The following is a 23,362-nucleotide window of genomic DNA, read 5'->3' on the forward strand; positions in this document are numbered from 1 at the left end:
CAGGTTCTCCCGCCCCGACCACTGGTCCTCGGGCACCCACAACCTCTTGGCCTCGGACATTGCTGCTCCTCTCTACTGGGTTCACCCGAAATATCTGGGCCGTCAGTGTAGAAGATCACGGCAGCGGCCGGATGAACACCGTCTCCCTTCGTGTGCACGGTGGCCGAGCGTCGACGGCCAGGCCCACGGGAGGGGGGTCGAGATCATGAGGAACCGGAGGACTCCGCCCGATGCCCAGGGACCCACCACCGCCCATCCGGGGTTCGAGGCCACCCGTCGCACCTGTCTGCGGGCCCGTCACGAGCCCAGGGGAAGGCGGCCGTCGGGTCCACCTGCCCGCCCAGGGCATCGACCCGGGAGGGCAGCAGCTCGGGGATCACTTCGGCGTTCCGGGCCCCGGACAGCGTCCGGGGCAGCCCCCGCAACCGAGCATCCAGCTCCCGAGCAGTCTTGCCTTCGAGGAAGGGGACGGCGGCCTGGAACGGGCTGCGCGTCGAACGGGAGGTCACCCGCATCCGGTGCACCGCACCGGGCGCGTCGAGGTGGACCTCGAGGTCCCACAGCACCAGTTGTTCGGCCAGTTGCGCCAGCACTGTGTGCAGCACCGCCGCTCCGGCGTCTCCTGCAACAGCGGGAACCGGGCTCGTAGAGCCCCCTTGTCCGGCAGTTCCAGGCGCCACCCGTCAACGGGGCCGCCCCGGCGCCGGCGGGGCCCCACCTGGTGCCGGTCCAGGGCCATGTCGGCGGAGTCGTAGTGCACCGCCTCCATCCGGTGCTCCGCCGCAACATCGGTCACCGTGCATCTCGCCGGCGCGCTCCAGTCCACCCGGGCCTGGCCCCGCCCGGAGGCTCGTACTTGCGTTCGACCGCATGGTGGGCGACGGCGCTCATGGTGTGCTCCTGGATCCGGGCCACAGGACCGGTCAGCCCCGGTCCCAAGAAAGGGGGCGATCACACGCGCCGGACGTGACGCGATTCACAAGTCCGCACCAAGGGAGGAAGATGGCCCTGGGGCGAGTGTCGCCGCAGGTCACACCCGGGAAGGTGTTCCGAGGACCGCCCCGGTGCGGTGGATGCGCAGTCGCTACGCTTCCTGTGCACGAGATGTCACGAACGGGGAGTGGGGCCATGTCTGCGACGTCGATGGTGGGCGCGGCCGGGGTGATCGCGGTGGCTGCAGCGGTGGTCTGGTGGATGATCGGGTGGGTGCGCCGGTGGCGGACAACGGTGCGGTTGCGCTGGATCCAGGCCTACCACTCCAGCCTGCGGTCCGAGCTGCAGATGAGCTACGAGCGGGTCTATACCCGGTGCGCCGAGCGGCCGGTGTGGACCGAGCAGAAGCTGGCGGACATGGCATGGGCCTTCGCCCAGATCGACGGCGTCCTGGAGAAACGGCGGCTGGATGATCTGGCCGACCTCGGGCGCACCGCCCCAAGCGTGGCCCCGCCCGTGGTGCCGGTCGTGCTCGGCGGGCTGGGGTTCGTGGCGCTGGTGGCCGCGGCCGCCACGGGTCTTTGAGCGGTGGCGCTGAGCCAGTGGGGGCTGGTCCGGACGCCCATCGAGTCCTGGGGCCTTTCTCGGCGCAGGAGTCCTCGCCGATCTCACCGATCAGCCGATCTCCCCGATCATCTGGTGCAGCCTCGCATGTACTCGCCAGGGACAGGGTCCACGGTGTCGGCCTCGAGGCTCGCCCACTGGAGGCACCCGCCGTCGGCGGTGGGCTCGTTGTGGATGCTGTAGGGGCTGCACGGAGACGCAGGGGTCGCGCAGTAGCGGTTCACCTGCGGGCAGCCCAGGATTGACGTACTGGTGCGTGTCGATGGCGAGCTCCCCGATGGATCCGCCGTGGCCCGACGGGGGTCCTCGAACAGTGCTGGTGGCCGAGGGCGTGGGTGCCGTCTGCGCGGTCCGCCGTGGGAGCAGAGCGGCGGCCGCGGCCAGTGCTGCGGCGCTGAGTGCGGCGGACGCGCAGAAGGAGCCGGCAACGAGCCCGTCGGGGTCCTGCACGAGATTCAGAGCCGACTTCGGCAGCGCTTGAGCGAACACCGCGGGCCAGATGTTGCCGAAGCGGTGCACTGCTGCGCTGAGGAAGAGCCCCCGGGGAAGGAGCAGAAGCCTGCTGCCCACCAGCACGTGCGGCGGCAGGACTCACCTCGAAGTCGGCACCGAGCTGTTTGATGGGCTGCCGCCGTTGACGCGCACCGATGCTCTGCCGGTGCCGCCACGGTGGCCCTCACGCTGCTGCACGATCGGTCGGTCGCCGGCGTGCCGCTGGGAAAAGCCTGGTGCACGTGCCGTTACCGGTGTCAGCCGGCGGTTCTGTCCAGGTACTTCTTGATGCAGTGCACCGCGCCGAGGTTCTCGGCGAACGGGTGAAAGTCGCCGAGCATTGTTACCTCAAAGCCGAGGGACTGCCAGACTTCCCGGTTCGCCTCGTCCGTCCTGGCCAACTGGTCCCATGCGCCGTGCCCATAGGTGGGCAACCACACGCGCTTCGTCCCGTCGCTCCCGATCTGCGTCAGGGCGTTGTTGGCCGTTGCGAAATACCAGGTGCGCAACCTGTCCGCTGCGTCGTCCACATGGGTGAGCGGAAGAGGGTTCCTGTGGACGTCGAAGCCCACGGCTTCCAGGTGGAGCGCGATGTTGTCGAACACTTCCTGCATGGCACCGGGCCAGAGGGGCACGTCCAGGATCTGCGCCGCCGTCCGGGGGTCTCCCACGAGCAACCGGTATCGGCCATCGGCGCCCCTGCCCGCCAGGGTGATGAACATGTCGATGTGAAAAAGGGGCTGGACCGTTCCGGCCTGGTTGCCGAAGTGGACGATCTCGCGCCATTCCGTTCCGTCGACCACGATCGGTCGGATCGCCTGAGCCGGAACGGGAACAGTGCTCCCCACGTAGTGCAGCACCCGAGACGTGTCCAGGTACTCCGAGTACAAACGTCGAACGGTCGCAGGAGGGCTTTCCCCAGGAGCTGGAATGATCGCCTGATACACGTAGCTCAGTGAATTCGCGGGGTAGTCGGCACCGATGAGGAAGAAGTCGTCGCCGATGAGCAGGTTTCCCCCCTGGAAATAGAGGGGAGCCTGGGTATGACCCATATCGGTGTGATTGCTGACGATGTCCGCGATGAGTGCGTCCGCATAACGGGGGAAAGAGAAGGGCTCAACGAAAGCAGGGGCTCCCGCGCCGCCGTCCTGCACGATCGCGTACCCGTCCTCCGCCCACACCGAGAAGTGCAGATGATCGGCCACGGTCATGACGTGAACGCCCCCTTGCCGGCCACCGTCGAACCAGCCGCGCACCTCGGACTCCACAGATTCGTGCGTGATCACCTCCATGTCGACTTCTGAGCCGAGCTTGGCCAGCAAGTCACGATAAGCAGCTGCCAGCGGATTCGGGCGGCCATCGACGTCCGTGACGGCATAGGAGGGGACGGCCAACAGCATCCTGCCGATATCCCCGTGAGTGCTGGACACCAGCCGCGGATTCTCGGGCACCCTTCTGGCAACCTCTGCTTCCGCAGCCTCCGCCATGACGGTGCGCGCAAGATAAAGGTGTCGTTGCCCTTCTTCGGGGAGGTCCCCTTCAGTTCGCGGACGGAGTTCCGCCACTTTCGGGTAGTGCCTTTCCATCTTGTGCTCCGGCATGCCGATCTCCCCACGAAGGCGCGCGCGAACGGTGCTCCTTCGAGCATGATCCGAACGCAAGAAGATGTGAAGATCGGAATGCAAGGTTAAGTGCCTCCTGATGCCGGTGGTGGGACCGGAGTGCGAGTCCGGCGACGGTCAGAGGCGTCCGTAGCCAGTGATTCTTGCGCCCGCCGGGATCCACCTCGTGGCGCGGCTCCGCGGCCCGGAGCCTTGCGTTGTTCCGGCCTCACCCCAGCGGAGTCCGAGAGCAGTGATCACGGTCACCGAGCAGCCTGAGAACGACTCACCCCAAGAGCCAACCGAAGCGGAGGCGCTGTGCTCCGACGGCAATCCGAGGAAGCCGGCCGATGTGCTTGACCCTGTTCCACTTCGGGCCGCGCCGTCGCGGCAGCGCGTCGTCGCGGCCGAACATGCCAAGGGCCGTCCGTGACGGGCGGGACGGCCGGAGTGGACCGGTGGGCTCAGGCGTGGTCGCGGGCGTCGAGTTCGCCGAGGACGTCCTGGAGCCGGTCAGTGGTGCAGGGGTGGGGTCCGTCGGGTGCGGTGAGGTACTCACGGTCGAGCTGGCGGCAGATCCGGGAGTGCAGCACCTGCAGCTCGGCCATGCTCAGGGCACCCAGCTCAGCCGGGAATGCTTCGTCCGGGCCCAGGCAGGAGCGCAGCGAGCGGTCTGGGCCCGGGGGCCGGAACGAGTCGGTCCCGTGGTGGGTCACGGTGGTGGGTGTGCTCATGGCTGTGTCCTTGTGAGGCCACCGGAATCGATCTCTGCATGGCGGAACGTCCCGGTGTGAGCCCCTGTGGTGCGGGTGGGGTTCAGTGCAGGCGCAGGTCGTAGCTGATGACGTCGAGCATCTTGCGCTGGCCGGTGCCGACTTCACGGATCCACAGCACGCCCAGCTCGGGCAGCTTCTCCTCCACGATCCCGAGATGGAGCAGTGCCCCACCGGACCAGGCCTCCAGCCGGTTACCGACGTGCACAGCGGTGAGGTCGTCGATGAACGATACGGTGTCGGTCAAGCTGCCCAACCCCTTCAAGGTCGCGATGAGCTCCCAGCGTGGACCAGCATCATGACCACCGGGTGAGCATTGGGTGGACGGGTGGTGGACACGGTGGGGAGTCCACCGGGATCTCGGGGGCTTCGGCCCCGAGCGGGCCTCTCCATGGCGCACATCACGGGGCTTCTGGTATCCGCATGCTGACCGGCGTCCTTATCCTGGAGGTGGACAACGATGTCGAGCCCCATCCGGCACCGAGGTCCACCTGGTCTCTCGGTGCACTCGATTCCAGGAGATCCCCGCCATGACCGCTTCCCCTCAGGCCCCCGTCCCCGCTCTTGATGGCCCCGACGCCGGCATCCACCGTCCCGGCGCGGACGCCGCCGACCTCGGCACTGCACGGCCTACGACCCGGTTGTCGCGCTATCGGATGCACGCCGACCGGCCCGGGCTGCGCCTTCGAGAAGGCGAGGTGATCCTCGGCGTCCCCTACGCCTTGGCGGAGTCCACGATGGTGATGCCGGTGCGCTGCGAAAGCGATGGGCACAATCCCGGGGCTCTGCTCTCGGCCGAGGAGCTGGAGGATCTCGGACCGAGCGACCAGCTCCTGGGGCCCTGCTCCTGGGGCAAGGCCGGGGTCCGCCCTTGACCACCGACGAGAGGGCGGAGTGGACCAGCATCCCGGCTCCCGCGTCCGCGAGCACGCCCACGGCGACCCTCTGGGCCCGGGGAATGAACGGGGTTCTGGCCGGTGCGCGTTCTTGCCGGCGGCGCCGTTGGAGGATCTGCTCCACCTGGTCCAGCGCCCACGCCAGCTCGTCGTGGCCCGGCGCCCCGGTCTCCCGGTGGGCGGCCACGTGGGCGCGGATCGCCCTGTAGTGGCGTTGCTGGCCAACCAGCAAGCCCGTCCAGGCACTGCAGCGCCCAGCGTTGCCGGCGGGTTGCCGACGACCGCCGAACCCCTTGGGCTGCGAGCCATCCCGCCCCCATCACCAGGGCCCCGCCCCGACGATCCCGATCAGCACATGTCCATTCCGCCTCGGACCCGCGGTGCTCTTCCGGTTGCGGGATCCGCGAAGGGGCGGATCATCCGGCGTTCTGCCTGATGTCCAGCCGCTGGTGGTCGGTGGAGGAACTCAGAGGAAGCGGGCGGCCACCATCGGGGCCGTGGCCAGGGTACGGGCGCGAAGCAGCCCAGCGGCGTCGGGTCCGGGGTCCGGATCCGTCCGTCGGCCGTGGTCAGCTGCCGGCGGCAGGCGGCCTTGGTCAGGGCCGGTCACAGGGCCGCTGCCGGCAGGAGGGCTGTGCTGAGTGCGATGAGTTCCAGATCCAGCGCCATGATTCCGATCTGGGAGCTCGCAGCCGGCCCGTCCTGACCGTTCCAGGGGCTGGACACGGGCTTCGGCGGTGGGGTTGCTCACGCCGTCCACCCCGGCCTCCGCCACCCGGACGGGAGGTCGGTGGGCTCGCTCAGGCCGTCTCCGGGAGGGGTCGGCCAGATGCTCGCCGGCCCGGTGCAGCACCCTTGTGTCCTGCAGGTCGATCTCCTGCTCGGTCATGGCGTCCCCTGTGCCGGTCACCCCACCAGCTTCCCGGCCCAGGCAGCACGACAACCCCACGGCGTGGAGCTGTCGGTGCGACATGGTCGTGGTGTGCCAGCACCTTGCGGCGATCCGCCACAATCCGGTCCCCCGTGACAGCCGTTCCAGGACCACAGCGGGCTCGGGTGGACTCTGTACGGTGGGCCCTGTCCTGGTACTGGCATCGTGCCGGCACAGTCCCAGTGTGCGACGCCGCGATGACTTCCAGGTGAGCACTGGATGGACAAAAGGTGACGCATGTCACCCAACTGTCGCCGTCGCCCTCTGAAGACCGTGTCTCTTCCAGCCATCCCTCGGGGCGTCTCGGGGCCGGAGATCACCGTCTGCCGGGTTTCGGGTCGACCGGGTGGCCCCGGAACCGGGCCGGCAGTCGTGGGCTGGTCGGTGGCCTTCCGGTGCTCCTGGTACAGCACGCCGCCCACCACGGCGCCGGGGGCCGCGATCAGCATCATGACCGCCGGGGTGTCGGTGACCACCGCCAGGACCGCCACTGCGGCCGGGGTCGTGAACACGAACAGGCGGACTCCGGTGCGCAGGGCCGGAACCATCTCAGGACCTCGGACCTTGACGGGGCGGGGTTGCGGCGGCCGAGGTCATGATCTCCGCCCACAGATCCTGGAGGCGATGGTCGAGGTCGGCCACCACCGATGGGTCGTGGACCTCGTCCAGGAACAGCCCTGGCGGCCAGTCCTGAACCATCGCGCCGGGGCTCACGAGCAGGGCACCGTGCAGCCCCAGGGTGATGACCCGGGCCAGGGCCGCCGGGCGGTTCCCGGCGGCGTGCACGGCGATGGGCGCCAGAACGGGCTGACTCCTCGCCGTGGCCGCCCGGGCCGCGTGGACCTGGGCCAGACAGCGCTCGACCAGTGCGGGGAAGAAGACCCCGGCGTAGCGGCCGGCGAGGTGCCGGGCGGCCCGGTGCAGCACCTGCGGGTCGTCGAGGTCGATCTCCTGCTCGGTCATGGCATCCCCCGTGCTGGCCGCCCATCAGCTGCTCGTTCCTCCCACCACGGCAGCTCCACCGCGCGGAGCTGCCGGTGCGACATGGTCGTGGCGTGCCCACTCCTTGCGGCCATCCGCCGAGATCCGGTTCCCCCGTGACAGCGCCACCAGAACGACGACGGGCGCAGGCGGGCTCCGCCCGGTGGGTCCTGTCTCGGCACTGGCGTCGTGCCGGCACGGACCCAGTCTGGGATGCTTCGGTGACCTCCCGGTGACCACCGGATGGACAGCGGGTGATGCGCCTCACGCAGGAGTACCCGGGGCGCCCGTCCCCGTGGCCGCCTCCGCGCGCCACCACGGTGCTGCGGAGCAGGGTGCCGTGGACCTTGCTCACGGCCGCCGCGGCCATGGCCGTGCCCTGATCGCCACGCTCATCTGTGCAGGACCCGCCGGCCTTCAGATCAGTTCGGCATGGGGCCCTTCATGGAGGGCGAGGTAGACCTTGTTGCGGAGGCCATTGGCCTCCGCGGAAGTGATCGTTCGCACGAGCGGGCGGATGTGGATCCGGATCAGCGCGTTGCTCTGGCCGGCGTCGATGCCGAGGCGGTCACGAGCTCCGGCGGGAAGCTCCTCATATCGCGTCAACGAGAGGACGTCGACGGCTTCAATGAGGTCCGCGTCCTCTCCTAGGGCTGTCCGGACTCGGTCACCAACGGTCTCGCCGTCTTCGCTGTCGTTGAGCACGACGGAGATGTCCCTTCGCGTGCCGGGGAGCAACGAGACGTGCCGCCATGGCTCCAGGTCGAGCATCTGGGCTGCGATGCGCGGCGCCGAGGAGCGCAGGTACCGGATGTCCGGGATCGACTTTCGCACCATCAGGGCCCGTTCCAGTCCCATGCCGAGGGCCAGTCCAGACCACTTCTCGGGGGCGAGTCCTGAGCGGCGCAGCACATCGGGGTGGATGCGCCCGCATTCGGCGAGCTCGAGCCACTCGCCGTCCACGTTCACGTCCACCTGTCGTCCGCCGACAGTGTAGGGGTGCTCGACGTCGGAGATCTGCCATGGTGTCCCTGGCAGAACCGCTTCCACGAGAGTGGTGATCATGTCGAGCATGTCCTCATCGGTCGTGTGCGGCGTGGACCGGATGCGCCACAGATCGACCTGGTGCGGTTCACCCACGTGCGTGCGATCGACGACGTCGCGCCGGTGGACGAGGCCTGGGACGACGAGCAGTTCATCGATGTCGGACCGGCCGCGGTAGTCCTGCAGGGCCGTGGGCAGCTCCGCGCTGGTATGGGTGCGGAGCAGCACGGTCGGGGAGACGTAGCGCGTGTACCTCTGCGCTCGGGTGACGTCGTCCGGCTCGTAGCCCAGACGGTCGTAGTTGTCATGGACAGCAACGAGAGGCGGATTGCGCACCTGGCGGACGGAGCTGCTCCACAGGTGCTGCAGCGCGGTGACAAGATCCTGCAGCAGAAGCTGCATCGAATGCGCGCCTTGTGCCGGGTCGCTGAGGTCACGCAGGGCGAGCGCGCGGACGAGCTGGTCGGGGCTGAGGTACGAGAGTGCCGACATGGGAGTCTCCTGTGGTCGCTGGGCCGGTGATGGAAACGGGAGTTCCCCCGGCCGTGCCTGCGGAGACGGGGCGGCTCAGAGATGCACGCCCACCACCCCGGGGCCACTGAACGGCCGGGGGTGCAGAAATCGCTGAACATGCTCCATGCGGTCAAGGCTAGAACCAGCACCAGCACCAGCACCAGCACCAGCACGGCATGCCCGACGCAGTCGCGAATCGCGCCGGTCGGTCCTGAGATGCGGGGGCTGCATTCTGCGCCCGCCACTCCAGGAGTACGCTGGCGATGTGGGCGATCCTGAGGTTGTGACTCTGCCCGTGGGCTTCGAACGGTTCCATCGACGGGACTTCGTCAACTACCAACTCAACCGGGCACATGCGCTGGGCTTTGCCGACCGCCTTGAGCTGGTCGACGCCGCGGCACACATACGGTCGATGGATGACTGTGTCACCGTGTTCGAGGCCCTGTCGAGCAGGGCGGCCGCCGAGGCTCGGTCTCGGCACGCCACGGGTTATGCGCGGATCGCGGAATTCTTCACGCCGCCACGGTCGGCGGAGAAGACGGATCGTTACCGCCGCTGTCTGAAGCTCTTTGGCACCGCGTTCGCAGATGCTGCCCTCGTCCGTCACGAGATCCCCTATGCCGGCGCGGCACTGCCGGCCTATTCGCTTCCGGCGGCCGGGACACCGATCGGCGACACGGTGTTGCTGCACGGCGGCTTCGACTCCCTGATCGAAGAGTTCTTCCCCATCTGCCAGCGTGTCGCTGCCGCTGGTTTCCACGTGATCGCCTTCGAGGGCCCCGGTCAAGGTGGGGCACGCACGTTGAACGGGCTCACCTTCGACCACGACTGGGAAAAACCGGTCGGGGCGGTGTTGGACCACTTCCGCCTCGAGCGGGCCGCCCTGGTCGGCATCTCGATGGGTGGGTACTGGGCGTTGCGCGCGGCAGGACGCGAGCCTCGCATCCAACGTGTCGTGGCCTGGCCGCCGGTGTACGACTGGCTGTACAGGGTCCCGCCCGTGCTGCGCAGCCCGACCCGTACGATGGTGCGGCACCGGCGCTTCATGCGCTGGAGTGTCCGCAACCGTGCCAGGCTGTCACCGACCCTGCGCGTTGTAGTGGATCAGGTCCTGTACATGCTCGACAGCGACGATCCGGCTGACGTGGCCGAGTGGTTCCTGGGCATGAACGCCGAGCACCTGGGCAGCGGACGGGTGCACCAGGACGTGCTGCTGATGTGCGGCGAACACGACGCCTTCCAACCGCCGGCACTGACCCACGCGCAGGCTCGAGCGCTCACGGCCGCCCGGAGCGTCACGACGCGCATGTTCACCCGAGCTGAGCAGGCCGACCAGCACTGCCAGATGGGAAACCTCGAGCTCGCCTGCGAGGTTCTCACCTCATGGTTGCAGGCTGCAGACACGGCCCCGAGTGCCTCAAAGCAATAGTCCGATCCCTCTCCACAGCAGAACCGAACCGAACTCAAGGCCTCCCGCCGTGTCGATGTACACGTGATTCGAGAGCTGGCGTCCGCGAACGTCGGGCAATCCCTCGATGGGTCCTGGCGAGCCGGCACGGTGCCATGGCAAGCACATCGGCACGGGCACCCGGAACCCGGGACCCGGCGAGGCCGTGTGGGAACTCTCCTCCGGCTACTCAGCCGTGCCTTTGTCGAAGAGGAACCGAGCCACCGCGTGGGCCGATTCGGTGAGGTCGCCACCGTCCCCCTCCACGAACGCTCCGCCGAGCCAGAGGTCTGCGAAGCCGTGCACGAGGGACCAGGCGGCGAGTGCGGCGACCTTCGGATCCGGTCCCACCACTTCGGGTGGCAACGTCGAGATGCCTTGGCTGAGCGCCTCGGCGGCGGCGGCGCGCGCCTCGACGACGTCAGCACGGGAGGCCTCATAGAGATCCGGGCGGAACATCACCTGGGTGTGCGCTCGGTGCTCGACCGCGAAGTGCACGTAGGCGACGCCGACCTCGAGAAAGCTGCCGGTGCGTTCGAGCACCTCGGTGAGGTGCTCCGCGAGCATCTGGAACCCTTCGGCCGCCAGTGTCGTCAAGAGCCCGGCTTTGCTGCCGAAATGATAGGCAGGGGCCGCGTGCGAGACTCCCGCTCGGCGAGCAAGGTCCCGGAGGCTGACCTGGGAGGGCCCCACGTCGAGCACGGCCTGCGCAGCTGCATCCAGTACCGCTCGGTGCAGGTTGCCGTGGTGGTAGGCGCGGGGGGTCACACGAGCACCATACCGCACATCTAGGCGTTGACAAGTTCTACCCGAAGGCGCAGTTTTGTCAGTGACAAGATCAAACGCCAAGGAGGGCACCATGTCAGTCCTGCTCGTCTTCCTCGCCGCGACCCTGGCAACGCTGGGCGTCGCCGCACTGCTCGGGCGCCGCCGCCTGCGGGCAGCGCTACCCCTCGCACTCCGCGGAGGTCTCTCCGTGATGTTCCTCGTCACCGGGGTGTCGCACTTCGTGGGTCTGCGCGAGGACCTCGTCGCGATGGTGCCGCCGGTACTGCCCGATCCCGAGCTGCTCGTCACGGTCACCGGGGTGCTCGAGCTCGCCGGTGCCGTCGGGCTGTTGCTGCCGCGCACGGCCGCATGGGCAGCCGGTGGGCTGGCGCTGCTGATGGTGGCGATGTTCCCCGCGAACGTCTACGCCGCCACGGCCGGCCTGACGCTGTCCGGGGAACCGGCCACCGCCCTGCTGCCGCGCGCCGCCATGCAAGTGCTCTACGTCGCATCCGCCATCACCGTGGTGATCACCCACTGGCGACGCGCGGTGCTCAGCGACTGGTTCGGGAAGCTCATCACCGTCCTGCCCCGGGTGTACGGACCCGCCGCGGCGATGCCCGAGGGCCCCAATGCCGGCATCGTGCTCGTCTCCCGGCTCCAGCTGCGCTCAGCCGGGCATGTGCCGGGCTTCCTCCTCGCCTCGCTCCGACTGCGGTGGGCACTGCGACAGGCGCCCGGGGCCGTCTGGATCGATCTCGCCGCCCAGCCACTGACCGCCACCTTCTGGACCTGGTCCCGGTGGACGGACGAGGACGCGATGCGCCGCTACATCCGCTCTGAGCTCCACGCCCACGTCACGCGCACCTACCGCCCGCACGTGCAGGAGTCGACCTTCCGCTCGCTCCCAGCGGCGCAGGCGCCTACGACGTGGCCGGAGATCCGAGGAATGCTCAGCGCCACGACCCGCACTTCCTCCAGCCGGTAGCGTGCCCCATCGGTCGCATCGGAGCGCCTGCCGGAGACCCTCCGGCAGGTGCTCCCGTTCAATCGACGAACCGTGGTGCTGCGGAAGGGGTTCTCCCGTGGGCGCCTCACGCGTCGAGGCCGCCCCCGGACCTCCCCGTGGGGTGACAGATCGGCTGGGACGCCCTGCGCTCTGCCTGCAGCCCGTCAAGAGCCGGCAGACACCGGCGACCCTGGCGATGGGGTGGACAGGGGGTCAGCAGCTCGAGGTGACGAGCATGAACGCCCCGAACGGCTGATCCTGGACGAGGCGACCCATGGGCCGGCCCGGTCAACCGCCGGCTGCTGCGGGGCATCGTCCAAGACCGACGCCGCGCCGGGGCAAGGGCGGTCATCCTCGGCCGTTGCTCGCGGCCACGGCGACGGAGCACACGCTTGCGCCAGCCCTTCTGCACGATTCGTCCTGGTCAGGACGCGATTCACAGCGTCAATACAGGCTGCTGATAATGCGGGCACATCAATGCTTGGTCGAGTGGTGTGTGTCCTGAGCCCATCGGCCTGGATCGGTGGGCAGGGGGCTCACCGGCACATCATCCGGGGAGCCCGCACCTGTTATGAACGAATTCCACCGTCGTCCGGCGTCCGCCGCCCGTGCAGGGGCCGCGCCATTGGGGAGGGCCCGTGCGGGAGCCTCCGACAACGGGGCGGGCACCGTGCCCACCACCCCTGGCAAGCAGCGGCTGGTGGGGATCGACGCGGCCCGCGGCCTCGCTCTGATCGGCATGGTCTCCATCCACATCCTGCCCGCCTGGAACCCGGAGACCTTCGAACCCACGGCACAGTGGACCGTCTTCGCCGGGCGTTCCGCGGCGCTGTTCGCGCTGCTGGCCGGTGTGAGTCTCGCCTTCTCCTCCGGCGGGCGCACCCCGCACACCGGTCGAGCCATGACCGCCACCCGGCTCGGGATCCTGGTACGAGCGGGGCTGATCGCAGCCCTGGGTCTGGCCATCAACCCACTGATCCCGGGCACGACCTCCGAGGAGGTCCCGGCGGTCAACATCCTGGTCTACTACGGGGCCTTCTTCCTCTTGACGATCCCGTTCCTGCGCTTGTCCGCGAAAGCCCTCTTCGCCTGGGCGGCAGTCTTCGCCATTGCCTCCCCGGTGCTCATGCAGGCAGCGCGTGCGGCCCTGCCGACCGCCGTGGAGCTCAACCCCGGCTTCGCGGATCTGGCCGCAGCCCCCGGGGCGACCCTCGTGCACCTGTTGCTGACCGGCACCTATCCCGCGTTGCCGTACCTGGCCTATCTCCTGTCCGGGCTGGCGATCGGACGGCTGGATCTGGCCGGCCTCCAGGTCCAGGCTCAACTGTTGCTCCTGGGCATCGTACTGGCCGTGGTGGCCTGGTTGGCCTACTGGGTGCTGATCCTCCAGGCCGGCGGCTACGACCAGCTCCTGTCCCACTCCCCGGCACTGACCGAGGACATGATCGACGACATCATCACGTGGGGCCCGGACCCGGTCCTGCCGACCACCACCTGGTGGTGGCTCACCATCGCCGGCCCGCACACCAACACCCCCCTGGCCCTGGCCGTGGGTCTGGGGTCCGGGGCGGCCGTGCTCGGGGCATTTCTCCTGCTGGCCCGCCGCTGGGGGAGCTGGCTGCTGCCGCTGAGTGCGATGGGCTCCATGACTCTCACCTTGTACTCGGCGCACCTGCTGGCCTTGTCCACCGAGGTCCACTACGACCAGCCCTACCTGTGGTTCTTCATCCAGGTGGTCGTGGCCGCGTGCTTCGCCACAGCCTGGCACCGCGCCCTCGGACAAGGGCCGCTCGAACGCGTCGTGGCTCGAAGCGCCGGCCTCACCCGGGGACTCGTCCTCACCGGACACCGCACGCCCTGAGACCCCGGGTTCTCAGCACCGGCCGACGCTGACACGGCACGTAGACGTTGGGCGGGACCAGAGCGCAGTGGAGGCGGCCAGGCGTCAGGAAGCCTTGCTCATCGACCGTGCTCGGCGGGCGGTGATCACCAGGTGACGGGGAGCTCGTGGAGGCCGTAGATGTCTGCGTCGTTCTTGAAGGGCAGTTCCTGGACGGAGACGGCGCACCGGATGCCGGGGATGCGCCGGAACAGGGTGTCGAGGACGATCTGCAGCTCCAGGCGGGCGAGGTTCTGGCCCAGGCACTGGTGCGGGCCGTAGCCGAAGGCGAGGTGGTGGCGTCCGCCGCGGTCGATGTCGAAGGCCTCCGGATCGGTGAACACCTCCGGATCGCGGTTGGCGGTGTTGGACAGGCCGAGGACTCCTTCTCCGGCGCGGATGAGCATCCCGCCGATCTCCACGTCGTCCAGGGCCACCCGCGAGGTCCCGAGTTCGGCGATCGTGAAGTAGCGCAGCAGCTCCTCCACGGCATCGAGGGTCCTGCTGGGGTCCTGGCGGATCGCCTCCAGATCTTCGGGATGGTCGATCAGTGCCAGGGCGCCCAGGGAGATCATGTTCGCGGTGGTCTCATGACCGGCCACCAGCAGCAGGAAGGCCAGGCTGACCAGCGCTTCATGGTCCACGGTGCCGTGCTGTTGCTGTTTGCGGATCTGACGGCCCAGCAGATCGTCGGTGGGATCCTGCTCCTTCGCGGTGATCAGCCGGTCGAGGTAGGACAGCAGTTCCTGCAGTGCCTGCTGGATCTCCTGCATCGACACGGTGCGGGAGAGCAGTGTGGCCGAGCGGGTCTGGAAGAAGTCGTGGTCGGCGTAGGGCACCCCGAGCAGCTCACACGTCACCAGCGAGGGCACCGGCAGGGACAGCGCCTGCACCAGGTCGATCGGACGGGGCCCGGCCAGCAGGGCATCGATGCGTTCGTCCACGATCTGCTGAATGCGCGGGCCGAGTGCGGTGATCCGTTTGAGGGTGAACTCCCCCATCACCGCTCGGCGGGCCGGCCCGTGCTCGGGCGGGTCCATGCCGAGCAGGCTCAATGACACCGGGATCGTCTCGTGCGTGAAGGCCGGGAACCCGGGATGGTTGCGGTCGGAGCTGAACCGCGGGTCGGCCAGCATCGCCCGGATGTCCTCGTGGCGGGTCAGGGCCCACACCGTCATCCCGGAGGGCAGCGCGACCCGGGAGATGGGCGCCTGATCGCGCAACTGCAGGTGCTCGGGCGGTGGGGCGTAGGGGCACTGCCGGGTCAGTGGCAGGGCGACGGGTTCGGTGGAGGTCATGGTGCACCTCAGTCCTGATAACCGTACGGAGCAGGTTCTTCCGTGGTGGCCCACGCTACAGAGCCGCTGGGAACCCGTCCAGATGCGTCATGACCAGCGATGATGGGTGACGGGGGGAAGAGCACTCCAGCCGCTGCTGTTCTCTTCAGCGGGGGGAGATGCTTCCATCCGCGACACGGCGCCAACCCTTTCCCCGGACCGGACCGGGACGAGGAGACGGACATGCGGGTCGGCGTGGACCGGACCAGGTGCTGCAGCTCCGGCCAGTGCGCCGCCCTGGCGCCCGGGGTGTTCGACCAGCGCGACGACGACGGCGTCGTCCTCCTGCTCGATGCGGCACCACCAGAGGCTGTCCACGACGCGGTTCGTGGGGCCGCGCTGTCATGCCCGGCCGCCGCCATCCTGCTCGAGCCGTGAGGGCTGCCAGGTCCCCATCGGCAGAGCCATCAGCCCCTACGAAGTCCGTGCCCCCGGCGGCAACTGGTACGAGCCGGATGGCCACCACGCCGGCGGCGGCCCGCAACACAGGGTCCTGCGGCGCGGTGACGGTCGGGGAGGCGTGGACACCCGTGCCCCGGTGCGCCCGATGGACCTCACCGGCACGGCCGCTCGGGCCCGGGGGGAGCTGGGGATCGAACGGGAGCGGATCACCGGCTCGGTGGCCGGCGCACGGGCGGTCGCCGGATCGGGGCTGCGGGTCTGGCGCCGTCGTCGGATTCCGCCGTCGCGCGCCGCCCCGGGTCTTGGCAATCACGACCTGTGGGCGCATTCTGAACCTAGGTCAGCAGCGGGACTGGGGGAGGCAGGTTCCGATGACGCGCCCACGGCATCGCAGCGTCTTGCACACCCGTGACCTGTGGGCAGATGCGCTGGGCCGGGCGACCACCCGGGCGCTGCAGGGGCTGGTGCTGCTGACGGCGGGGGCGGTGGTGGTCTACGGGCTGATCCAGCTGAAGCTGGTGGTGATCCCGCTGCTGATCGCCCTCATCCTGGCCGCGGCGCTGAACCCGCTCGTCGCCTTCCTGCGCCGGCGGGGTGTACCCGGGGCGCCGGCGACCTGGATCGTGTTCCTGTCCGCGATCGTGGTCCTGGGCGGGGTGGTCACCGGCATGGTCTTCGCGGTGCGCAGCGAGTGGGCGGAGCTGGTGGCCTCCGCAGTGGGCGGGCTGGAACGGTTGCGGGAGTTCATCGTGGCGGGGCCGATCCCGGTCGGCCAGCAGGCCCTGGACGAGGCCCTCACTGCGGTCGTGGACCTCACGGCCAGTCCTCGGTTCGGTGCCGGGGCGCTGCTGGGCATCTCCGCGGCCACCCAGGTGATCACCGGAGCGGTCCTGGTGGCCGTCATCCTCTACTTCTTCCTCCAGGACGGGGCCAGGATCTGGGCGTTCTTCCTGCGCCGCTTCCACGGTGAGACCCTGGAGAGGCTGCTCGCCTCGGGCACCACGACCCTGCACGTGCTGGGCGGCTACGTGCGCGGCACCGCCGTGGTGGCCCTGCTGGAGGCGCTGGTCATCGGAGCCACCCTGCTGGTGCTGCGGGTGCCCCTGGCCCTGCCCCTGTCCGTGCTGATCTTCCTGGGCGGCTTCATCCCCATCGTGGGGGCCGCCCTCATCGGGGGCATCGCGGCACTGGTGGCCCTGGTGGCCAACGGCCCCGTCGTGGCGCTGGTCGTCGTGGCGGTGGTGGTGGCCATCAACCAGCTCGACGGCCGGGTGCTCCAGCCGATGGTGCTGGGCCGTGCCCTGAGCCTGCACCCGCTGGTGGTGCTGCTCGCCCTGGCTGCCGGAGGGATTCTCTCCGGCATCGTCGGGGCCGTGCTGGCCGTGCCGCTGACCGCGGTGGGCTGGGCCCTGATCCAGATCTGGTTCCCGGATCCCGGGAACCCGGATGCGCGCCCCGGTGCTGCACTCCCGGACCCACCCGGTCCGGCCGCACCCACCGGTCCGTGAGGGTGTCTCCGCGCCGCAGGGCCGGTGGCGGCGCGGTGGGTCCTCGGCGGGCACCGGGCGTCCAGGAGGTCCTCGGGACGCCCGGCGCCGGCCCACCCAGCGGTCGGCCGGCGACCAGGTGAAAAGTCAGGGGCCGCACATCCTCGTGACCTAGCGTGGTGGCACCTCCTCGGAGAGGTCGAACAGCCGGCACCCGGGGTGGCCCTGCCATGAAAGGCCCCGGTCATGAGTTTCACCTCCTCCGTCCTCGTCCGCATCGAGCGCACCGGCAACACCGTGACCCTCATCGTCACCGGGGAGCCGACCGCCGCCGACCAGCAGGAACTGACCCGGATGAGCGAGAGGGCGCGCGCCCTCTTCCCGGATGCCACGGTCACCGTGGACCTCGGCTCGGCCCGGGCCTCCGGCCCCCAGCCCCCTCAGTGTCCGGCATCAAGCCAGCCACCGGCCTTCTCGCCTGCGCGGGCGAGGGATCCTCGACCGTGGTCCCGGCTCCGTACCACCCCTCGTAGAGCAAGCCCTTGACGGCCAGAAAGGCGTGACCAGTGTCCCGTCCCGACGTACGAGGAACGGTCCGATGAGGGGGATCGGGGTGCGTCGCGCCGTTGCGACGGGTCGAGGGCCGCTGCCCAGGGGCCTGGTGGCCCGCCGAGCTCGAACCGTCGTGCTGTTGGGCATCGACGGGGCCGGGAAGACGACGACCGCCGCGGCGCTGGTGGCGGCCGAGCAGGAGGCGGGGCGGGAGACGATCGTGCTGCGCAACCGGTCCGGTCGCCGCTGGCTGGCACGCGTCTCGGCACGCTGCGGGCTGGAGCTGCCAGCGCGGTGGGCGGACCGGTTCGAGACCGGAGTGCGCGTCGTCAACGTCCTGGTCTCCCAGGTGCGAACCACACGCCGGGACGGTCTGGTGGTGATCGATCGCCACCTGGTGTGCCAGCTGGTGCTGCGCCGGGTCCGGGGCCTGGCGCCGGGACGAACCCTGCCGTGGTTGGGGGCCGCCGTGCTGCGCGGGGCCGTTGTGGTCGTTCTCGACGCCCCGGCCGAGACTGCCCACGCACGGATTCTCGCCCGTGGGCAGGACCACGAGTCGCTGGAGTATCTGCGCGCGGCCCGGGCGGTCTATCTGGAGTTCGCCGGTGCTCGGGGCTGGCCCGTCGTCGACGCCACCGGGGCGCCCGAGGCGGTTCTCGCCCGACTCACCGGACTCACCGGCCTGTGATGGAACTCCAGCTCCGGACCGGTCCGTGCTGCCCGGTCGGCACGGCTGTTCCGTGCGGACCGCGCAGCACCACGTGCGCAGGCCACCCACGTCCTCGGAAGCCCGCGCTGAGGGAGTCCACCCGAGAAGAGACGGCGCCGGTTCCGTGATTGCTCGCGGCCCGCCCAATCCTCTGTCATCTGGCGTAACCTTGACGGCAGGGGCAACCACCGAGCGAAGGACGACCTGCCATCGATGCCGCAGCGACTGCGCACGGTGCCCAGTGGACTCGGCCCGCCCCGTCGAACCAAGGGGGTCCCATGCAACCCGCATCCTCTGCGAGGGAACTGACCACGGTCTTCGCCCGCATCCAGAACATGCTGCTGAGCCAGGAGCGTGCCACCGCCGCGGTGCACCAGCTGGCCCAGGTCGCCAAGGACCTCATCCCCTCCGCGGCCGGAGCCGGGGTCTCACTGATCGACGCCAACGGCACCAGGACCAGTGCAGGAGCCACCGACGGTCTCGTGGAATCCGTCGACGCGCTCCAGTACGGCCTGCGGGAGGGCCCGTGCCTGACTGCCTGGGCCACCGAGACCCCACAGCGCATCAACGACACCACGGACGATGACCGCTGGCCCGAGTGGACGGCGGCCGCCGTCCGGTCGGGGATCCGTTCGATGATCAGCGTCCCGCTGATGTTCCAGGATCGGTGCCTGGGAGCGATGAAGGTCTACGCCACCGTCGGTGATGCCTTCACCGTCCATGAGGAGCAGCAGCTGGGACTGCTGGCCGCAGCGGCAGCCACCCTGCTGGGTTCGGCTCAGACCCGCGACGCCCCGCAGCGGCTCAGTGCCGCGCTGCAGGCCGGCCTGGAGGACCGACAGGCGATCGATCGGGCCACCGGGATGCTGATGGAACAACGGGCCACCGACCCGGACGACGCTCAATCCGTGCTGCTCACGGCCGCGCGCGCCCAGGGCCGCCCCATGGCCGAGGTCGCCCGTCAGATCCTGGAGCGGCACCCGGACCCGCAGAGCTGAGGTCCGACGGTGGATCACGACGGTGTCGGGGCGGAACAAGCCCGTCTGTTGCGCGACGTCACCTGCCGTGCAGGCATCGAGGTGAAGCAGCTGTGGTTCCGCTACTTCACTCTCGGAGGCGGCGCCGGGGAGATCGAGGTCGAGGCCTACCTGCACCACTGCCTGGACCTGCCCGCCCTGCAGCGGGATCTGCTGGCCCACGCCGCCAACGAACTCATCAAACGGCAGCCTCCACTGCGGGCCCCCTACGCCTCCGAGCTGCTCCACCGTGAGGACGTCGACCGCGAAGACTGACCACCCCTTCTGCAGGTCCTGCATCCCACCGCCCGGAAACGGTGCCGGATGGGCCGTGGACAGCGGATGCAGGTGACGACATTCATCTCAGCAGACTTACGATGCCGGGAAGAGGCCCAGCAGCCGGACATGCCGCCACGGGCTGGCCGGTGCTGCGCTGTCCGCGTCGCCCACCAGCACGGCAGTTCCCCTTCACAAGAGCCCGAACAGGCACTCTCCGAAAGGTCGTCATGATGAGATCCATCGCTGAACAGAAGGTCCACGAGCTCGGCGGGAGGCTGAGCGTGCTGACGCGGCAGAAGAGGGACCACGTGAAGCTGGAGGACCTGCTGGAGGACCTCGACGGCACCACCGGGGCGGCCCAGGGGCAGGTGCTGCTGCGCATCTACCGCCTGGTGTTCCCGCACGCCTTCGCCGAGGAGGCCGTGCTGTGGCCGGTGATGCGCCGGGTCCTGCCGGACGGGCACGAGCTGACGCTGCAGGTGGAGCGCGAGCACCAGGAAGTCAACGAGCTCGTCACCCGCCTCGAGGCCACGGCGGCCGAGGACCCCGCTCGGGGTCCCCTGCTCGCCCGGCTGGTCGAGGTGCTGCGGGAGGACGTGCGCGACGAGGAGGACGTCCTGCTCCCACGGCTGCAGGGGGCCCTGGACCGCCGCCGGCTCCGAGGTCTCGGCCTGGCATGGGAAGTGGTCCGCCGCACCGCGCCCACCCGCGCCCACCCCGTGGTGGCCCGGCGCCCACCCGGCAACGCGGTCGCGGCCGTTCCCCTGTCGGTCCTCGACCGGCTCCGGGACCTCGTGGACGGGGCCGTCCTCCGCGGCCCCGGACGCGGCACGCCCGTCCTGCGCTCGGTCAGCACCGGTCTGGGCGGTCTCGCCCACAGGGTCGAGCACCTGCCCGTGATGCGCCGGGGTGAAGATCCTTCCACCGGCCGAGCGGACCACTGATCGCCCACGGCACCAGGGAGCCGTTCCGGCAGAGCGGATGAGGGTTCCTCCCCCGGATGCTTGGCCCGGGGGAGCCGAGTGTGGTTAGGGTGAGGGGTGGTCGAGCAGCCGGCCCGCAGTGCGTCGCTGTCGATGAAGGATGCTCTTGTGGACCACGCAGTCTCCGTGACGGCCGAGGCCGGCCGCCCAGAGGAAACCTCGGTCGAGGCGACTCCCGGACGCCCCGTCACGGATCTCCCTGTTCCGGGCTCTCTGGCCGGTGCCCGGTACGTCCTCCCGCTGAAGTGGGCCGATGACGACGGCCTGGCAGGCCTCGTCCACTACCTGGCCGAGGTCACCACGTGGTTGCCCGTGACGGTCGTCGACGGCTCCGCGGAGTCTCTCTTCACGGCTCATCGCCGTGCGCTGCCGGAGTCGGTCGAGCACGTTCGACCGGAGCCGTGGCCGGGTGCCAACGGCAAGGTCGCGGGGGTGATGACCGGTGTGCGCCGGTCCCGCGAGGAGCGGGTCGTGGTGGCCGACGACGACGTGCGCCACACCCGGCGGACGCTGGAGCAGATCGTGGCGCTGCTGGGGCGGGCCGAGGTGGTCCGGCCGCAGAACTACTACCTGGAACTGCCCTGGCAGGCCCGCTGGGACTCCGGGCGCGCCCTGCTCAACCGTGCTCTGGGCGGGGACTGGCCCGGCACCCTCGGGGTGCGCCGGTCGATCCTGCTCGCAGCCGGCGGCTACGACGGTGACGTCCTGTTCGAGAACCTCGAGCTCGTCCGCACCGTGCGCGCGGCCGGTGGACGGGAGACCGTGGCTCTGGACGTGCTCGTGGGCCGGGTGCCCCCCACCGTGTCCCACTTCGTCGGCCAGCGCGTCCGTCAGGCCTACGACGACTTCGCCCAGCCTCCTCGCCTGCTCGCCGAGCTGTCCTTGCTGCCTCTGATGTGCTGGGCCGTGCGGCGCCCGGGAGGGTTGGTGGCAGGGGCCGTCGCCGTGTGCGGGGTGGCCGAGATCGGTCGACGCCGGGCAGGCGGTGCCCAGGTCTTTCCTGCCGGCACTGTGCTGTGGGCCCCCCTGTGGGTGCTGGAGCGGTCGGTGTGCGTGTGGGCGGCCGTGGCTGTCCGGGCTCGCGGCGGCGTGTCCTACGCGGGTTCGCGGCTGCGCACCGCCGGGCACTCCCGGGCGGCCCTGCGCCGGCGCCTGCGTCGCCGGCACCTGGAGTCGCTGCTGCTGGTCGACGCCGGCCCAGGGCGGGTGGGGAACCAGTGGTGAGCGTGGGGGAGGGCGCCGCTGGTGCGGGCTCGGTCGTCGAGATCGACGACGACGACCTGTACGGGCTGATCGCGGCCCTGACCCACAGCGAGTGGCAGCCCTCCGGCGGGAACCTGCGGATCAACGTGGTCTACCGTGGTCACGCCCTCGCCGACCAGTACCTGTACACCAGCCTCGTCCGGCTCCGGGGCGCGTCGAGCGAGCAGATCGAGCCGCACATCCTGCGGAACTTCCGCAAGTACGCGGCCCAGGACACCTCCCCGGGGGACTCGGACTGGAACTGGCTGTCCGTGGCCCAGCACCACGGCCTGCCCACCTGGTTGCTGGACTGGTCGAACTTCCCCTATGTGGCCCTGCACTTCGCCACCGCGGACCCGCGATGCTACGGCGTCCCAGGGGCGGTGTGGTGCGTGGACTGCGCGGCGGTGCACGAACTGTTGCCGGCGCCGCTGCGTGACGAGATCACCGCGCACGCGGCAGGGCTGTTCACCATCGGCATGCTGGGGCGGGTGGCGTACAGCATGGCGGGCTTCGACCGGTTCCGGGACCGGCACGGGCGGCCGGTGCCGCTGTTCTTCGAGCCTCCGTCCCTGGACGAGCGGATCGTGGACCAGGCGGCGGTGTTCTCCGCCGTGTCCGCGGCCACAGGGTCGCTGCACGCGTGGCTCGGCGGGCATCCTGAGCTCTACCGGAAGGTGATCATCCCCCCGGGGCTGAAGTGGCGGATCCGCGATCACCTCGACCAGGCGAACATGACCGAGCGCGTTCTCTTTCCCGGTCTCGACGGGCTGTGCCGCTGGCTGGGCCGCTACTACGGACCCCGTCCGGAGCAGGGCGCCTCGGCGGAGCCGCTTCCCACGGATCACGGACACGAAGGGTGCCCGGCCGCGGATCTCAGGTGCGGGCCCTGCCCGCGGTCCGGTCGTGGGTCCTCCGATCCAGGAAGGACAGCCCGACCATGGTCAGGCCCAGGAGCAGGTGCAGCCAGTCGTCGGCGGTGTTCAGGGGCACGAAGTTGGCGGTGGACTCCTTGTCGATGAGGAGGCCGTAGAGCCACAGCAGCAGGTAGACGGCACCGCCCCAGCGCAGGTAGTTCCGCGCCCCCGCGACGGTTCGGGCCAGGGCGATCCCGGCGATGCCGTAGAGCAGGTGGACGAGGTTGTGCAGGATGGAGACCTGGAAAACGCCCATGAGCAAGGCCTCGGAGTGGTGGCCGGCGAACTGCAGCGTGTCGTAGTTCGTGGTGATGCCGGGGATGAACCCAGCGGCGCCCACGAGCAGGAAGACAGCGCCGTAGAGCAGGGCCGCGGTCTGGACGGGTGAGCGCCGGGTCGTGCGGTCGTCGGGTCGAGCGGCTGGGGTGGTCATGATCGCTCCTCTCCTCGGGGTGGCCCAGGGCTGCGCGCTGGGCCGGTGGGGTTATTCCTTGTGGAGCTTGTCCTGGATGGTGCCGGCGGCCTTCTCCACCCGGTTGGGGATCTC

23 protein-coding genes and 1 pseudogene are annotated in these 23,362 nt (G+C 69.8%); 15 read left to right on the forward strand and 9 right to left on the reverse strand.

Annotated elements, in window-relative coordinates; all coding sequences use genetic code 11:
• Positions 1 to 203: 203 nt before the first annotated feature.
• Positions 204 to 605, reverse strand: coding sequence for a CHAD domain-containing protein (locus ACFYE1_RS16130; protein ID WP_387745120.1), 402 nt, complete (start codon positions 603 to 605; stop codon positions 204 to 206).
• 523 nt (positions 606 to 1,128) lie between these two features.
• On the opposite strand from ACFYE1_RS16130, the gene ACFYE1_RS16135 reads away from it, so the two are divergent.
• Positions 1,129 to 1,518 (forward strand): hypothetical protein, encoded by a 390-nt coding sequence (locus ACFYE1_RS16135; protein ID WP_387745122.1) that lies wholly within the window; start codon positions 1,129 to 1,131, stop codon positions 1,516 to 1,518.
• A 788-nt stretch (positions 1,519 to 2,306) separates the two neighbouring features.
• Here the strand turns inward: ACFYE1_RS16135 and ACFYE1_RS16140 are convergent.
• Positions 2,307 to 3,650 (reverse strand): hypothetical protein, encoded by a 1,344-nt coding sequence (locus tag ACFYE1_RS16140; protein ID WP_387745125.1) that lies wholly within the window; start codon positions 3,648 to 3,650, stop codon positions 2,307 to 2,309.
• 253 nt (positions 3,651 to 3,903) lie between these two features.
• On the opposite strand from ACFYE1_RS16140, the gene ACFYE1_RS16145 reads away from it, so the two are divergent.
• Positions 3,904 to 4,083: a hypothetical protein gene (locus tag ACFYE1_RS16145; protein ID WP_387745128.1), complete on the forward strand. Its 180-nt coding sequence runs from the start codon at positions 3,904 to 3,906 to the stop codon at positions 4,081 to 4,083.
• Positions 4,084 to 4,114: 31 nt separating this feature from the next.
• Here ACFYE1_RS16145 and ACFYE1_RS16150 read toward each other — a convergent pair whose 3' ends face one another.
• On the reverse strand, positions 4,115 to 4,384 hold the full coding sequence (locus tag ACFYE1_RS16150; protein ID WP_387745131.1) for a hypothetical protein: 270 nt from the start codon (positions 4,382 to 4,384) through the stop codon (positions 4,115 to 4,117).
• Between the two features lie 82 nt (positions 4,385 to 4,466).
• Complete coding sequence (locus ACFYE1_RS16155) at positions 4,467 to 4,670, reverse strand: hypothetical protein (protein WP_387745134.1); 204 nt, start codon at positions 4,668 to 4,670, stop codon at positions 4,467 to 4,469.
• 283 nt (positions 4,671 to 4,953) lie between these two features.
• Between ACFYE1_RS16155 and ACFYE1_RS16160 the strand changes: the two genes are divergently transcribed.
• On the forward strand, positions 4,954 to 5,298 hold the full coding sequence (locus ACFYE1_RS16160) for a hypothetical protein (RefSeq protein WP_387745137.1): 345 nt from the start codon (positions 4,954 to 4,956) through the stop codon (positions 5,296 to 5,298).
• Between the two features lie 1,501 nt (positions 5,299 to 6,799).
• On the opposite strand, the gene ACFYE1_RS16165 is transcribed toward ACFYE1_RS16160, so the two are convergent.
• On the reverse strand, positions 6,800 to 7,213 hold the full coding sequence (locus ACFYE1_RS16165; RefSeq protein WP_387745140.1) for a hypothetical protein: 414 nt from the start codon (positions 7,211 to 7,213) through the stop codon (positions 6,800 to 6,802).
• Between the two features lie 275 nt (positions 7,214 to 7,488).
• Between ACFYE1_RS16165 and ACFYE1_RS16170 the strand changes: the two genes are divergently transcribed.
• Positions 7,489 to 7,614 carry a hypothetical protein gene (locus ACFYE1_RS16170; protein WP_387745143.1) on the forward strand — a complete coding sequence of 42 codons (126 nt, stop codon included), beginning with the start codon at positions 7,489 to 7,491 and terminating at the stop codon, positions 7,612 to 7,614.
• Positions 7,615 to 7,648: 34 nt separating this feature from the next.
• Here ACFYE1_RS16170 and srmL read toward each other — a convergent pair whose 3' ends face one another.
• Positions 7,649 to 8,767 (reverse strand): PheS-related mystery ligase SrmL, encoded by a 1,119-nt coding sequence (gene srmL, locus ACFYE1_RS16175; protein WP_387745146.1) that lies wholly within the window; start codon positions 8,765 to 8,767, stop codon positions 7,649 to 7,651.
• Between the two features lie 286 nt (positions 8,768 to 9,053).
• On the opposite strand from srmL, the gene ACFYE1_RS16180 reads away from it, so the two are divergent.
• Positions 9,054 to 10,217, forward strand: a complete 1,164-nt coding sequence (locus ACFYE1_RS16180; protein ID WP_387745149.1) for an alpha/beta fold hydrolase — start codon at positions 9,054 to 9,056, stop codon at positions 10,215 to 10,217.
• Positions 10,218 to 10,421: 204 nt separating this feature from the next.
• Here ACFYE1_RS16180 and ACFYE1_RS16185 read toward each other — a convergent pair whose 3' ends face one another.
• On the reverse strand, positions 10,422 to 11,003 hold the full coding sequence (locus ACFYE1_RS16185) for a TetR/AcrR family transcriptional regulator (protein WP_387745152.1): 582 nt from the start codon (positions 11,001 to 11,003) through the stop codon (positions 10,422 to 10,424).
• Between the two features lie 91 nt (positions 11,004 to 11,094).
• On the opposite strand from ACFYE1_RS16185, the gene ACFYE1_RS16190 reads away from it, so the two are divergent.
• Both ACFYE1_RS16190 and ACFYE1_RS16195 read left to right on the forward strand, forming a co-directional pair.
• A complete protein-coding gene (locus ACFYE1_RS16190; protein WP_387745155.1) occupies positions 11,095 to 11,991 on the forward strand; it encodes a DoxX family protein in 897 nt (298 codons plus the stop codon).
• Between the two features lie 691 nt (positions 11,992 to 12,682).
• Positions 12,683 to 13,873, forward strand: coding sequence for a heparan-alpha-glucosaminide N-acetyltransferase domain-containing protein (locus ACFYE1_RS16195; RefSeq protein WP_387745158.1), 1,191 nt, complete (start codon positions 12,683 to 12,685; stop codon positions 13,871 to 13,873).
• 125 nt (positions 13,874 to 13,998) lie between these two features.
• On the opposite strand, the gene ACFYE1_RS16200 is transcribed toward ACFYE1_RS16195, so the two are convergent.
• Entirely contained in the window at positions 13,999 to 15,189 is a 1,191-nt protein-coding gene (locus ACFYE1_RS16200; protein WP_387745161.1) for a cytochrome P450, read from the reverse strand.
• Between the two features lie 222 nt (positions 15,190 to 15,411).
• On the opposite strand from ACFYE1_RS16200, the gene ACFYE1_RS16205 reads away from it, so the two are divergent.
• From ACFYE1_RS16205 to ACFYE1_RS16240, 8 genes and pseudogenes are all read left to right on the forward strand, one after another.
• The gene (locus tag ACFYE1_RS16205; RefSeq protein ID WP_387745164.1) at positions 15,412 to 15,606 is read left to right on the forward strand and encodes a ferredoxin; all 195 of its coding nucleotides are present in this window, start codon (positions 15,412 to 15,414) and stop codon (positions 15,604 to 15,606) included.
• A gap of 395 nt (positions 15,607 to 16,001) precedes the next feature.
• A complete protein-coding gene (locus ACFYE1_RS16210) occupies positions 16,002 to 17,138 on the forward strand; it encodes an AI-2E family transporter (RefSeq protein WP_387745167.1) in 1,137 nt (378 codons plus the stop codon).
• 640 nt (positions 17,139 to 17,778) lie between these two features.
• A complete protein-coding gene (locus tag ACFYE1_RS16215; protein WP_387745170.1) occupies positions 17,779 to 18,357 on the forward strand; it encodes a thymidylate kinase in 579 nt (192 codons plus the stop codon).
• Positions 18,358 to 18,656: 299 nt separating this feature from the next.
• Entirely contained in the window at positions 18,657 to 19,376 is a 720-nt protein-coding gene (locus ACFYE1_RS16220; protein ID WP_387745173.1) for a GAF and ANTAR domain-containing protein, read from the forward strand.
• A 48-nt stretch (positions 19,377 to 19,424) separates the two neighbouring features.
• Positions 19,425 to 19,670: a hypothetical protein gene (locus ACFYE1_RS16225; protein WP_387745176.1), complete on the forward strand. Its 246-nt coding sequence runs from the start codon at positions 19,425 to 19,427 to the stop codon at positions 19,668 to 19,670.
• Between the two features lie 230 nt (positions 19,671 to 19,900).
• A complete protein-coding gene (locus ACFYE1_RS16230; RefSeq protein WP_387745179.1) occupies positions 19,901 to 20,617 on the forward strand; it encodes a hemerythrin domain-containing protein in 717 nt (238 codons plus the stop codon).
• Positions 20,618 to 20,764: 147 nt separating this feature from the next.
• On the forward strand, positions 20,765 to 21,880 hold the full coding sequence (locus ACFYE1_RS16235) for a glycosyltransferase (protein ID WP_387745182.1): 1,116 nt from the start codon (positions 20,765 to 20,767) through the stop codon (positions 21,878 to 21,880).
• 125 nt (positions 21,881 to 22,005) lie between these two features.
• Positions 22,006 to 22,245, forward strand: a pseudogene (locus ACFYE1_RS16240) (FRG domain-containing protein); the annotation flags it as partial.
• Between the two features lie 529 nt (positions 22,246 to 22,774).
• Here ACFYE1_RS16240 and ACFYE1_RS16245 read toward each other — a convergent pair.
• A complete protein-coding gene (locus ACFYE1_RS16245) occupies positions 22,775 to 23,248 on the reverse strand; it encodes a DUF4383 domain-containing protein (RefSeq protein ID WP_387745185.1) in 474 nt (157 codons plus the stop codon).
• Positions 23,249 to 23,362: the final 114 nt, after the last annotated feature.

It is taken from the genome of Kocuria nitroreducens (assembly GCF_042879195.1).
Lineage (GTDB): Bacteria > Actinomycetota > Actinomycetes > Actinomycetales > Micrococcaceae > Kocuria > Kocuria nitroreducens.

What these genes read in the sequence shown, in the direction of transcription:
- ACFYE1_RS16135 (WP_387745122.1), top strand. Translation starts at nt 1,129, where the DNA reads ATGTCTGCGACGTCGATGGTGGGCGCGGCCGGGGTGATCGCGGTGGCT.
- ACFYE1_RS16140 (WP_387745125.1), bottom strand. Translation starts at nt 3,650, where the DNA reads ATGCCGGAGCACAAGATGGAAAGGCACTACCCGAAAGTGGCGGAACTC.
- ACFYE1_RS16150 (WP_387745131.1), bottom strand. Translation starts at nt 4,384, where the DNA reads ATGAGCACACCCACCACCGTGACCCACCACGGGACCGACTCGTTCCGG.
- ACFYE1_RS16160 (WP_387745137.1), top strand. Translation starts at nt 4,954, where the DNA reads ATGACCGCTTCCCCTCAGGCCCCCGTCCCCGCTCTTGATGGCCCCGAC.
- ACFYE1_RS16165 (WP_387745140.1), bottom strand. Translation starts at nt 7,213, where the DNA reads ATGACCGAGCAGGAGATCGACCTCGACGACCCGCAGGTGCTGCACCGG.
- ACFYE1_RS16170 (WP_387745143.1), top strand. Translation starts at nt 7,489, where the DNA reads ATGCGCCTCACGCAGGAGTACCCGGGGCGCCCGTCCCCGTGGCCGCCT.
- srmL (WP_387745146.1), bottom strand. Translation starts at nt 8,767, where the DNA reads ATGTCGGCACTCTCGTACCTCAGCCCCGACCAGCTCGTCCGCGCGCTC.
- ACFYE1_RS16190 (WP_387745155.1), top strand. Translation starts at nt 11,095, where the DNA reads ATGTCAGTCCTGCTCGTCTTCCTCGCCGCGACCCTGGCAACGCTGGGC.
- ACFYE1_RS16200 (WP_387745161.1), bottom strand. Translation starts at nt 15,189, where the DNA reads ATGACCTCCACCGAACCCGTCGCCCTGCCACTGACCCGGCAGTGCCCC.
- ACFYE1_RS16205 (WP_387745164.1), top strand. Translation starts at nt 15,412, where the DNA reads ATGCGGGTCGGCGTGGACCGGACCAGGTGCTGCAGCTCCGGCCAGTGC.
- ACFYE1_RS16210 (WP_387745167.1), top strand. Translation starts at nt 16,002, where the DNA reads ATGACGCGCCCACGGCATCGCAGCGTCTTGCACACCCGTGACCTGTGG.
- ACFYE1_RS16220 (WP_387745173.1), top strand. Translation starts at nt 18,657, where the DNA reads ATGCAACCCGCATCCTCTGCGAGGGAACTGACCACGGTCTTCGCCCGC.
- ACFYE1_RS16230 (WP_387745179.1), top strand. Translation starts at nt 19,901, where the DNA reads ATGATGAGATCCATCGCTGAACAGAAGGTCCACGAGCTCGGCGGGAGG.
- ACFYE1_RS16245 (WP_387745185.1), bottom strand. Translation starts at nt 23,248, where the DNA reads ATGACCACCCCAGCCGCTCGACCCGACGACCGCACGACCCGGCGCTCA.